The sequence below is a fragment of the Desulfobacter sp. genome, from assembly GCF_050177295.1.
The window spans coordinates 1-11,790 of sequence record NZ_JBFXHE010000101.1 but is presented as its reverse complement, the minus strand read 5'-3'; the positions used below and the strand labels follow the sequence as shown (position 1 = coordinate 11,790).

Sequence of the window (11,790 nt, the reverse complement as noted above, 5' to 3'; positions counted from 1 at the left end):
GCCTTTGCCTGGAAAAAGGCCCTGGGCACCCTGAACAGCCCCACGGCGCTGATCCTTTCCCGGCAGAAACTGCCCACCCTGGATCTGTCCAATTCAGACGGAGATATGATATGGGGCGGATACACCGTAAAAAGTGCGGGCAAGACCCCTGATATGCTCATCATTGCCACGGGTTCGGAGGTCCATATCAGCGTGGCTGCGGCCGAGGTGCTGGAAAAAGAGCATAATATCAAGGCCTCGGTGGTCTCCCTGCTCTCCTGGGAGTTATTTGAACAAGCACCTGCGGCATATAAAGAAAGAATTTTCCCTGCCGCGGTCACCAAACGGCTGACCGTCGAAGCCGGCATTTCCATGGGGTGGGAAAAGTATGCAGGCAGCCAGGGCAAGAGCATCAGCATTGAACGGTTCGGCGCATCAGCCCCCGGCGGTACGGTACTCAAAGAGTTTGGTTTTTCCGTGGGCAACATCGTAAAAACCGCCCTGGAAATGTAATTTGACCAAGAATCAAAGGGAGTCAACCGATGCAGTTTTCAATTAAAACCGGGGCCAGGACCCAGATGATAGATATCACCGGCCAGGTCCGGGACATTGTCCGGCAGTCCGGCATAAGCAACGGACTTGTGCATGTGTTTTCCATGCACACCACAGGGGCTGTGACCATTAATGAAAATGCAGATCCGGCAGTGCCTGGGGATATTTTATCCTGCATCAACAAGGTGATCCCCTTTGATGACAATTTCAAGCACATGGAAGGCAATTCAGCGGCCCACATAAAGGTCAGCCTGTTCGGGCCGTCTGAAACCGTTGCCCTTGAGAATAAAAATTTGGTTCTGGGAACCTGGCAAAGTCTTTTTTTCTGCGAATTTGACGGGCCCAGAACGCGAAAAATCAACGTGACAATTATCGGCGCATAACCGGAACCTTTGAATACACTGCTCTTTGAGGGCAGCAAGGGCTTCCAATAACCCACAACGAACAATGAAACTAAAGACGCCAACAATGGTGGGCAACGCTTTGCTTTTGCCCACCCTACCTGGCTGAATTACATCTGAAACTGGATACCCAGCATGCCGTTGATGCCCGGCATGGGATAGCCGGACTGGTACTCGTAATCCTGGTCCGTCAGGTTTTCGCCGGCCAGGAACAATTTGATTTCATAATCAGCACCTTTAAGATCCAGGTCATAGGTGAGTTTCCCGTTTACAAGGAAGAAATCATCCACTGTGGTGGTGTTTTCTTCATCCAGTTTTCTTGATTGTTTGCTGACATGCATGGATGAGATATAGGAGGCATTCAGGTTGAGCTTGAAGCGTTCAAGAAACCGGAGGGTTAAACCGGTGCTGACGGTAACTTCAGGTGCATAGGGCAGGTCCTCTGGATCCGGGTCAAGAAGGGTGACGCCGGCAAACAGGGAAAAATTTGAGGCCGCCTGCCAGGTGGCTGTGGCTTCAAGCCCTTTGATGGTAAATTCTTCCACATTGTCATAGTGGGGGCTGCCGTACGTTGGAATAATCACATACCGGTCATTGCCGTCCTCATAAAACAGGACGAGGTCCAGAAGGGTCTGGGTGGTGGGGGATACGGAGAATCCGATTTCATAGTGGTCAACGGTTTCCGGATCTAAGTCTTTCCAGGAATCTCCGAGTGCGGTGAATTGATCCTGGCACATCAGTACGACTTCAAGTCCAGGATAAACGACACCCCGGGAGTACCCCATATGGGCTTCAAACCGGCCAAAGGAGGCGGTTAGACCGGCATGGGGAGCAAATTCATCCGAGTACTGGCTGTGGGAATAGAATCTGGCACCAAAGGACGGAGTGACGGTGATACCGTTACCTGCGCTGATCTGCCAGCTGAGAGCCGCATAGGGAGACAGGATGTCAAAGTTTTCCCCGTCCCATGCATTTGTATTGCCGTTACTGTCCTCCTCATTATAATCCCCTTCGGTGTAATCCCAGTCGGCACCGGCCAGAAGCGACATGCCGTTGCCGAATGTCAGGGTTTCCTTGACCTTGGCACCGTAGAAAAGAAAATCATTGAACAGGTCTTCGGTAACACCGGTGGTGTCTGTGGACTGGTCCAGCCAGTCGCCTTCTCCGGCGCTCTGGTACAGTTTGATTTTACCTTTGGCGTTTTCGTATTCATGGGACAGGGTGGCCGTACCCATCCAGGCCCGGGTTTCATATTTGCCCTCGCGCTCGGACGGATCAGCCCCCTCAACCCCAGGATCATTGGCCCAGTTGTCATTGGCCATGGCGAAAATGCTTAAATCCCAGTTGTCGGACAACTGCCGCCCGATACGGCCATAGATGTTTTTCAGTTCACCGTCGGCATGGTCCCGGTGCCCGTTGGATTCCCTCAGTCCCCCGCCAAGATAATAGTCCCAGCCATTGATATTGCCCCCGTGCTCGGTTTTGGCAATGTGGGTGCCATAGCTGCCCACAGCCGCTTCGGCAGAGGTGAAAAATCCCGGTTCGGTTATCCGTTTGGGAACGATGTTGATCAGCCCGACTGCATTGCCGAAATACTGGGGCTGGGGGCTTTTATACACCTCAATGGCCTGGGAAGAGTCAATGGACATCAGGTCCAGCAGGGGATGGTTCCATACACTCATGAACATGGGCACCCCGTCCACCATGGTTTTGATTTCAGCGCCCGGACGGCTGGAGCCCATGCCCCGGATAAATACCCCGCCGCCGTCAGCCCCGCCGAATGAGCCGATGGGATTGAACCTGGACATGCTCACGCCGGGTGTCATTCTAAGGGCGGTTTCAAGATCCTGGGCATTGAGGTCATTGATCTGTTCCTGGGTGATCACCGTTTTTGTGCTGCCGTAAATGTCAGTCTGGTTGCCCTGGATAATGGGCCGGTCCGTGATGGTGATATCTTCAAGGACGGTGGCGCCTGCGGCGTCATCATCGGCTTCACCGGCCATGGACAGGGGCGGGGGCGCGGCAAGGAAGAACAACAGGGCACAAATCAGAAAATAACGGGGATAACGATGGGTCATGATTCTCTCTCTCCTTTTGAAATAGCTGTTCAAGTTTTGACTGCGGCCAGAAGGTAAAGGCCGGGTTCATCTTTAAAGGTCTCAATGCCGAATCCGGTGCCGGTGATCCATTGGAACAGGGTCTGTTTTTCCGGCAGCCGGTCCTGGCAGACCGGTGTATGGGAATGGTGGTGCTCAGCCAGCTGGGACGATGACATCAGGTGGGCGATCACCAGGCGTCCTCCGGATTTCAGACTTTTTGACATCCGCTTCAGCACCTGTTCAGGATCGCTGAAATGGGGAAAGGCGGCAAAGCAGATCACGGCATCCAGGCTTTGTGCCTCAAATTCCATTTGTTCGGCATCACAGCAGATAAAACTGATCCGTTCATCGGTGTGACGTTTTTGGTTCTCCCGGATCATCTGGTCGGAAAAATCCATCTCTATCAGCCGGCCCGCACAAGAGAGGTGCCCAAGAAGATAGGGCACCAGGACACCTGCGCCGCAACCTGTATCCAGAACCCGGCTGTCCGGGCCAAGGCCAAGAAAGGAGACGATTGTCCGGATCCGGTCGGCATGCAGGTCATGCCGGTCTGTGTCCGGGTTTTTGTAGTGATTGTCCAGCCAGCCCTGGGCCCGCTGGTTAAAAAATTGTTTTCGCTGTTCATATAATGCGCTCATTGGTTCCCTCCCTGGCAGGCCCAGTCCATCCACTGGCAGGATACAAGCCGGGTGGCCGTATCCCGGTTTACCCCGTAAACGGTCATGTAAAACTGGTGAAGCCAGTCGCAAAGATCAATGTCCGTGAAACGTTCCGGATATGCGGCCCTGGCCATGACCATGACGTCAATGGGGTATTCCAGCCGTTTTTCGCAATTACAGGGGGTCCAGGGAAGTGCGGTCACCGCCTTGTTTTCCACGGCCCGCAGGTGACGCAGGTTTTTGTAGTATGGGGCGTCATACAGTTCTTCCGGCGGATGGTATCCCCAGGCCGTGACCAGGACAATGAGGTCCGGATCCAGGCCAATGATCTGTTCGGCATTGAGAATATTCCAGGCCCCTGTGCCGGAAAACGCGTTTTTGGCATGGGCAAATTCGTTGAGAAGATAGGTCTGGACGGTTTTCTCCCCCTTGACGTGTCCGGCCCCGCCGTTTTCCCGGGCCGTGGGGGAAAGCCCAAGCATCAGCACCCGTTTTTGTTTGTCCGGCGGGATATCTGCTGTCCGGGCTTTAATGCCGTTCACCGATGCCAGGAGAAAATCCGCCACCTCCTTTGCACGGTTCTGTTTTTGGAAAACCGCGCCTAACAATTCGATTTCCCGGCTTAAACTGCCAATATCCGGCCGGTCAAAGGTGTTGGGGCCGTGGAGCACCACCAGGGGCGCGCCCAGGGATGCCAGAAGCCGGATGTTTTTGGCAAGGATATCCTTTGAGGCGCACAGGGAACAGGACCCTGTGCGGACAATGATCAGGTCCGGGGCCAGTTTGGCAATGGCCTCAAAATTGATGCCTGAACCAAACTGGCTGACCAGGGGCAGGCCAGCTAAAAACGGGTTGAGAAAAAACACCGGGTTCATGCCTTCCCTGTATTCATGGGCGGCACCGGTACTGGAAGGAATATCATACGCCCAGGTCTTGGGCAGGCAGGGTGATCCGATGCCCACGATTTTTTCTGCCTGGCCCAGGCAGGTCATGACCCCTGCAATCATGCCGTCACTGATGGTGACCACCCGATTGATCTGTGCCGGAATCTCAACCTGCCTGCCTTCAAAATCAATGATGGTAAAGGTATTTTTTCCCCCGGCCCAGGACGGATTGACCAATGATAGCGATACCATGATCAGGACGGCCGTAAAATAAGGAAAAATACCTGGAATCTTTTTTGATATATTTTTAATGGAAAATCTCATCTCTTTTCTCCCTGGGTGCTGGAACGACCGAAATCACCGGGCCGCCAGGACAATTTCATGATCGTATGGTTGAATTCATGGACCAGTCCCCGGCCGTCCTTTTTGCAGTGTTCCTTTAAATAAGCTTCCACAACGGGCTGGTGTTCCGGTGACAGGATTTGGAAGCGCCGGGCATAAAAGGCGACGGCTGAATCCATGGATTCAAATATTTCGCAGAAATCGTTGGAAAATACCTTGACGTCGGGATAGATATCCATTCTGTACAGGAGCTGAAAAATGATATCTGACTTGGGACCGCCATGGTAGGGCATTGCAAAGATGTCCGGCCACAATGCCCGTGGCATATCCTCCCACTCCGGGATTCCGGCGTGCCAGAACAGGGCCACCTGTCCTGTGCACACCTGGTTCATTTTTTCAATGGCGCCTTTAAGATCGGACATGCCAAGGGAGAGGGAGGCCACCACAAGATCGTAGGGCGGGGTTAAACGCGTGATGTCCACCTCCTCCCAGGCGGCCCGGATGGTGGTGATGTTGGTGATCCGGTTCTCCGCGATCTGGTCATCCAGCACCGCATTCATGCCGGGCGAGGGTTCCACCGTAGTGACCCATGCCGTTTTTTTTGCCATGGGAATGGCCAGGTTCCCGGGGCCTGCCCCAACGTCCAGCACCCGCATGTCCGGGGTCAGTTCCAATAAGGACAGGGTTTTTTCCAGGCGCTTTTTATGCTGCCGGATATCCTTTTTGGCAAATACTTCAGCAGAATTTTTATCTTCCCAGAATCCCTGGCACGGTTTGCCTGCGGATTGATTCCACAACTCGGTCTCTTCAGCCCAGGCCTTGTTCCAGTCGATTTCCATATATTTCATTTATGATGTATCCCTTTCCGGTTCCCGGGGAATGCAACAATATTCGTTGTTCCTGTGTCCATTGTTCCGGGAACCATGATTTTAAGTCCGTTTATATTCCAGACCCGGCAGGCATCCCCATAGATGCGGTCCATCATCTCCTGGGTCATGACCTGGCCGGGGGAGCCCTTGGCAAGAAGTCCGGACCTGTCCAAAACCACCGTGGAATGGCAGAACCAGGACACATGGTTGGGGTCATGGGTGCAGGCCAGGATGGCTGTCCCCTGTTCAGCTATGGTCTGAAGTGTCTGCCACAGATTGATCTGGTTTTTAAAATCCAGGGCCGCGGCCGGTTCATCCAGAAAAATCAGCCCGGTCTGCTGAGCAATGGCCCTGGCAATGAGCACCATCTGCTGCTGGCCCCCGGAAAGCCGGTTGTAGGCCGTGTCTGAAAGATGGCTGATGCCCAGGGTCTGCATGGCCTGGTCTGCCAGCTTGCGGTCTTTGGCTCCCGGGGTAAAAAAGCGGTTCAAATGGGGGGTCCGGCCCATGAGGACCATCTGGCTGACCGTAAAGGGAAAGGCACAATGGTGGGCCTGGGGCACATAGGCCACCAGCCGGGCCATCTGTCTGGGGGGGAGCCCGCGGATATCTTTTCCATTGATCCGCACCGTTCCGCTGTCCGGGACCAGAAATTTCAAACAGCATTTGAACAGGGTGGTTTTGCCCGTGCCATTGGGACCGAACAGGGCGCATAATTCCCCTTTTCTGATTTGAAAACTGATATTTTTGAGTACACGCTGTCTGCCGTATGAAAATGTGAGATCGTTTACCGTGAGCATATTATCTTCCAACGATCTGGCTCCCCCGGGTTCTGACCAGGTAAAACAGATAAGGGGCACCCACCAGGGAGGTGATGATGCCGATGGGAATTTCAGCAGTCGTCAGTGTCCGTGCCAGGGTGTCGCAGACAATCAGGTAGATGGCGCCCAGGACGGCGGATACCGGCACCACCCGGCGATGGTCCGGGCCTGTCATCAGCCGGGCCGCATGGGGAATCATCAGGCCCACCCAGGCAATGATTCCTGTGGCCGAGACTGCGGCAGCCGTCATCAGGGTGGCAAGGCTGATGAGGATGAACTGGGTTGTGCCCGGATTGATGCCAAGGCTTTTGGCCTCTTCCTCTCCCATGGACAGGACATTGAGTTTCCAGCCCGAGATCTGGATGATGCCAAGCCCCAGGGCTGCCACCGCAAACAGTATCCTTACCTCCTGCCATCCGGCATAGTAGAATCCGCCCATGAGCCAGAACACAATTTCCCGAAGGGCCGTGTCCTGGGCCAGGTATTTCAGCAGGCCCACCAGAGCGGCAAACACGGAGCCTGTGATAATGCCGGAAAGGACCAGGGTGACCACCGGGGTGTCCGGCCCGGTTCTGGCCAGGGTGTACGCCATGGTCACGGCCAGGGCTGAAAACATAAAGGCCATGATCTGAACAGAGAGGAAAAATGCCGGAAAAACAATACCCAGGGCCGCGCCAAAGGCCGCACCCGAAGAGGCGCCCAGCACATAGGGTTCCACCAGCGGGTTCCGGAAACAGCCCTGGAACATCACGCCGGAAACAGACAGGCACACGCCCGCGGCCATGGCCAGAAGGGTTCGGGGAAGCCGGATATCCCAGATAATGGTGTGGTTCAGGGCCGGGATGGTGGCCGGGTCAGGCCAGTGGACCAGGTGGGATAAAATGGTTTTGACCACCATGGAAAACGGCACCTGGCAGGTGCCTGCCTGGATGCAGCACAGCCCTGTGGCGGCCAGTGCGAGGGTCAGAATCCCGGGGCCAAGCAAAGCTTTACGCAATTTTCCCGTGTTTTCGCAATTCATGAAATACGATTCAAATAAAAAACGGCTACAAAGAATTTGCAAAAAAAAGGTTCCTGCAAAGCCTTCGTGGCCGTTAATGTTTATTGTATATAACTGTTTTTGTTTTGCATGCCCTTCTGGACATTGGTTAGATGCTCCTTTAGTATAAAGGGTGCCTGGGTGTCAAGAAGATTCTGTCCGGTATTCGGGCAATCACATCTTGCCTGATACGGATTCATGTATATTCTTGTTTTTTTTTACCACGAAGAACACGAAGTTCACGAAAATATTAGCGTATGAAACTTCGTGAACTTCGTGGTGAATAAAATCAACCGACGTCTTTGATGAAGTTTCTTAACACGGTATGCAGAATCCCGCCATTTCGATAGTACTCAATTTCCACAGGCGTATCCAATCGAAGCATAACAGCAATTTTCCGGTCATCCACTTTCAGTGTCAGCTCCTGGCCGGGTTTAATTTCATCACCCAGTCCCAAGATGGAATAGGATTCTTTTCCGGTCAGCTCCAGGGAATCCGGAGAATTGCCGTCTTTAAACTGTAAGGGTAAAACGCCCATGCCCAGCAGATTGGATCTGTGAATTCTCTCGTAGCTGGTGGCAATAACCGCTTTGACGCCCAAAAGGTAAGTCCCCTTGGCTGCCCAGTCCCGTGAAGATCCTGTGCCGTATTCCCTGCCGGCCAAAACAATCAAAGGTGTTCCGGAAGCCATATATTTTTCGGAAGCGTCGAAAATCGACATCTGTTCCCCGGAGGGAAGATAGGTGGTAATACCGCCTTCTGTGCCAGGTGCAAGCTGGTTCCTTAATCTGATGTTGGCAAAGGTTCCCCTGACCATCACCTGGTCATTTCCCCTTCGGGAGCCATATGAATTGAAATCCGCCTGCTGGATTTCATGCCCAAGCAGATACGCTGCGGCAGGGCTGTTTTTTGCGATGGCTCCGGCAGGTGAAATATGGTCGGTGGTGACCGAGTCACCGACCTTAACCAGCACCTTTGCGTCAACGATATCACGGATAGGTGTCAGCGCTTTGCTCATATTCGTGAAAAAGGGCGGATTTCTGATATAGGTTGAGGATTCATCCCACGCATAAACTTCACCTCCCCGGGTTGGAATTTCGTTCCAAAGCGGAGACAATGTTTCAAAATTACTATACCGCTCCAGATACATTTCCGGCGTGATGAGTGAAGTGATCTCCGTGATTTCGTTTGGATCCGGCCAAATATCTTTCAGGCAGACCGGGTGCCCATTGGGGTCTGTTCCCAGGGGATCTTCCAGAAGATTGATATTGATGGTTCCTGCCAGGGCATACGCAACAACAAGGGGAGGGCTTGCCAGATAATTGGCTCTTGTGAGCGGATTGACCCTGCCTTCAAAATTCCGGTTTCCGGAGAGAACAGAGGCAACGACCAGGTCTTTGTTTATCACAGCTTCGCTGATCGGTTCCGGGAGGGGTCCGGAATTTCCAATGCAGCTTGTACAGCCATATCCCACCGTAAAAAATCCAAGTTGTTCCAAAAAGCTGTCAAGTTTTGCCTGGTGCAGGTAATCCGTGACAACCCTTGATCCCGGTGCCAGCGATGTTTTAACCCAGGGTTTTGTTTTCAACCCCTTTTCAACCGCTTTCTTGGCAAGTAATCCGGCCGCAATCATGACAGATGGATTGCTGGTATTGGTACAGGAGGTAATGGCAGCAAGGACGACAGAGCCGTGTGCCAGGGTAAAAGGCTTTTCTGCCTTGGGAAGAGTGATTTCTGCCCGGGCAGACAGCTCGTTCTCTTTTAATTCATATCCCCGTTGGCTGACCGGCGCTGTTAAGGATTTTGCCCAGGCATGTTTCATGTCCGATAATCCGATCCGGTCCTGGGGACGTTTGGGGCCTGCCAGAGAAGGCTCAACCGTTGAGAGATCCAGCTCAATTTCATCTGAAAACTCAGGCGCGGACATTCCGTCAGTTCTGAAAATACCTTGGGCTTTGCAGTAATGCTCGACCCTTTCAACAACGTCAGGACTTCTGCCTGTGCTCTTTAAATAGTGCAGCGTCTCAGTATCTGTGGGGAAGAATCCTATGGTAGCGCCATATTCGGGCGCCATGTTGGAGATCGTAGCCCGGTCCGCCAGGCTAAGCCCTGAAAGTCCGTTACCATAAAACTCAACAAATTTTTCCACCACCCCCACGTCTCTTAAGATTTGTACAATTCTGAAAACCAAATCTGTGGCTGTGGTTCCGGGACTCATTTTTCCGGTGAGTTTGAATCCCACAACCTGGGGGATTTGCATATAAATGGGTTGTCCCAGCATGACGGATTCAGCTTCAATTCCACCAACGCCCCATCCCAGCACGCCTAAACTGTTCACCATCGGCGTGTGGGAATCGGTTCCGACCACAGTATCGGAAAAACAGATATTATCTCTCATTTGCACGACATTGGCCAGGGACTCCAGGTTCACCTGATGGACAATGCCCACGCCGGGGGGGAATATCTTCATATTTTTAAAGTTTTTTTGTCCCCATTTCAGGAATTCATATCTTTCCCGGTTGCGTTCAAATTCCTTCTCCATATTGATCTGCAGGGAGTTTGGCATGCCAAAGGAGTCAACTTGGATGGAGTGATCAATAATCAGATCCGCTGGTATTTGGGGGTTGATAACAGCAGGATTCCCCCCCAACCGGCTCATGGATGTTCGTAAGGCAGCTAAATCAACTAAAGCGGGAACGCCTGTTAAGTCTTGCAGAATGACCCGGGTCGGTTTAAAAGGGATCTCTTTTTCAGATTTTTGTTTAGGCTGCCAATTTGCCAGAGCGACGATATCATCCTCATTCACCTGGAAGTGGTCCAGGTTGCGCAGGGCCTGCTCCAATAATATCTTAATTGAAAACGGCAGGCGGCTGATGTGTCCTATGCCTTGTTTTTCCAGGTTCTCAAGTTTATAGAACTGCGCTGACGTGCTGGATAGCTTCAAATGATCTTTACTGCCAAATTTGTTTTGATCCATAAAAACTCCTTTTAGTAAGAGGTGAAAATACGTTGTGAGCCTAAGAGACTCGGACTGCCCTGAGCCGCAATGAAGAATACGGATAAAAAGGCAGACAAAATGGAGAATTAATTTTTCCGGGCCCCTAAGAGGTTTATTTTCCTGAATCACATACCAGAATGGTTACGGTATTTTTATATCATAAATTGTTTGCAATAAATAATTATTTTATTGGTAACGGGCAACATTCAGGGAGGGGCAGGACCGGATCAGAAATTTGGGGGACACCGCGTGATATCATGTGGATGATATATTTCAGAGGATCAAATCCGGCTTGGGGGATTTCGAAAGGAAATTCAACCGGGTCTGATGCCATTCTTCATGAAGGCAAACAGGGCGGTGAGCACACCTATCAGGACACTCACAAAAATCATGGCTCGGATCTCCTCTGTCCCAAGTTTTCGGACTGCGGGATATTTTGCCGCCATGGTGCTTAGAAAAACAATGACAATAAAAGGCAGGGCCGGCAGGTATAGGTTCATGGATCTTGCCGCCACAATGGAAATGGTCAGGCCGATGCCGGCCACGGGGAAAAATGCCCGGAATTTATTTTGCGCCTGTTTTGAGCCGGCAAGGCTGAATACATTGTCGTCCATGCTGAACCGAAGGGCGCCTGCAGAGAGCAAGGCCACCACGACCCAGTCGGTGATGCCGAATACGGGCATAAAATAATCAGTGCCGGGCATGGGCATTTTGACCAGGAAAAAATCCACCAACGGCACCGGGCCTGTCATGCCTTCCCGGTAATAGTCGGAAAGATTTTCTGCAAAGTTGCGGGTGGGGCCTGAAAAGACGCTGAATATGTCGGACAGGGCCACGGCTATGCCAATGGGAATAAATTCAGAAGGGCGCTTCAGTGATATGGCCAGCCAGTGGCCACTCACACAGGCCAAAAGCACCAGGGTCGCCGTGGACAGCGCCGTAATAATATTGCTTTTCAGGCCGGCCTGGCTCACCCACAGGCAGAGGATTGCGAAGATCAGCGTCAAAGCGCCGATCCAGGACAGCCGCCGGGCCGTGCCTGTGCCGATGGCCGGTTCAACCTGGGTTTGATAAATCCGGGTCATCCAGGCCAGGCAGGCAATCAGGCCCGCAATGATAACATAATCAAATCCGGCCCGGGCCGTTT

General features: G+C 52.5%; 10 protein-coding genes. 2 read left to right on the top strand and 8 right to left on the bottom strand.

Translation table 11 applies throughout. The annotated features are described in order from the left end of the window. The coding region (locus AB7U36_RS09535) for a transketolase-like TK C-terminal-containing protein (protein ID WP_428159549.1) at positions 1–492 on the top strand (492 nt) is incomplete at its 5' end. Positions 493–521: 29 nt separating this feature from the next. After that, positions 522–914, top strand: a complete 393-nt coding sequence (locus AB7U36_RS09530; protein WP_035237841.1) for a secondary thiamine-phosphate synthase enzyme YjbQ — start codon at positions 522–524, stop codon at positions 912–914. A 128-nt stretch (positions 915–1,042) separates the two neighbouring features. Here the strand turns inward: AB7U36_RS09530 and AB7U36_RS09525 are convergent, their stop codons facing one another. The 8 genes from AB7U36_RS09525 to AB7U36_RS09490 all read right to left on the bottom strand — a co-directional run. Further along, positions 1,043–3,010 (bottom strand): TonB-dependent receptor, encoded by a 1,968-nt coding sequence (locus AB7U36_RS09525; RefSeq protein WP_428159548.1) that lies wholly within the window; start codon positions 3,008–3,010, stop codon positions 1,043–1,045. A gap of 29 nt (positions 3,011–3,039) precedes the next feature. Further along, positions 3,040–3,669 (bottom strand): class I SAM-dependent methyltransferase, encoded by a 630-nt coding sequence (locus tag AB7U36_RS09520; protein WP_428159547.1) that lies wholly within the window; start codon positions 3,667–3,669, stop codon positions 3,040–3,042. Further along, a complete protein-coding gene (locus tag AB7U36_RS09515) occupies positions 3,666–4,898 on the bottom strand; it encodes an ABC transporter substrate-binding protein (protein WP_428159546.1) in 1,233 nt (410 codons plus the stop codon). Before AB7U36_RS09515 ends, AB7U36_RS09520 begins: the two co-directional genes overlap by 4 nt. Further along, on the bottom strand, positions 4,895–5,764 hold the full coding sequence (locus AB7U36_RS09510) for a class I SAM-dependent methyltransferase (RefSeq protein WP_428159545.1): 870 nt from the start codon (positions 5,762–5,764) through the stop codon (positions 4,895–4,897). The genes AB7U36_RS09515 and AB7U36_RS09510 overlap by 4 nt, the downstream gene beginning before the upstream one ends. Next, complete coding sequence (locus AB7U36_RS09505; RefSeq protein ID WP_428159544.1) at positions 5,761–6,585, bottom strand: ABC transporter ATP-binding protein; 825 nt, start codon at positions 6,583–6,585, stop codon at positions 5,761–5,763. The genes AB7U36_RS09510 and AB7U36_RS09505 overlap by 4 nt, the downstream gene beginning before the upstream one ends. A gap of 1 nt (position 6,586) precedes the next feature. Further along, complete coding sequence (locus AB7U36_RS09500) at positions 6,587–7,627, bottom strand: FecCD family ABC transporter permease (protein ID WP_428159543.1); 1,041 nt, start codon at positions 7,625–7,627, stop codon at positions 6,587–6,589. 307 nt (positions 7,628–7,934) lie between these two features. After that, complete coding sequence (acnA, locus tag AB7U36_RS09495; protein ID WP_428159542.1) at positions 7,935–10,622, bottom strand: aconitate hydratase AcnA; 2,688 nt, start codon at positions 10,620–10,622, stop codon at positions 7,935–7,937. Between the two features lie 335 nt (positions 10,623–10,957). Beyond that, on the bottom strand, positions 10,958–11,790 hold an 833-nt coding region (locus AB7U36_RS09490; RefSeq protein ID WP_428159541.1), incomplete at its 5' end, for a hypothetical protein.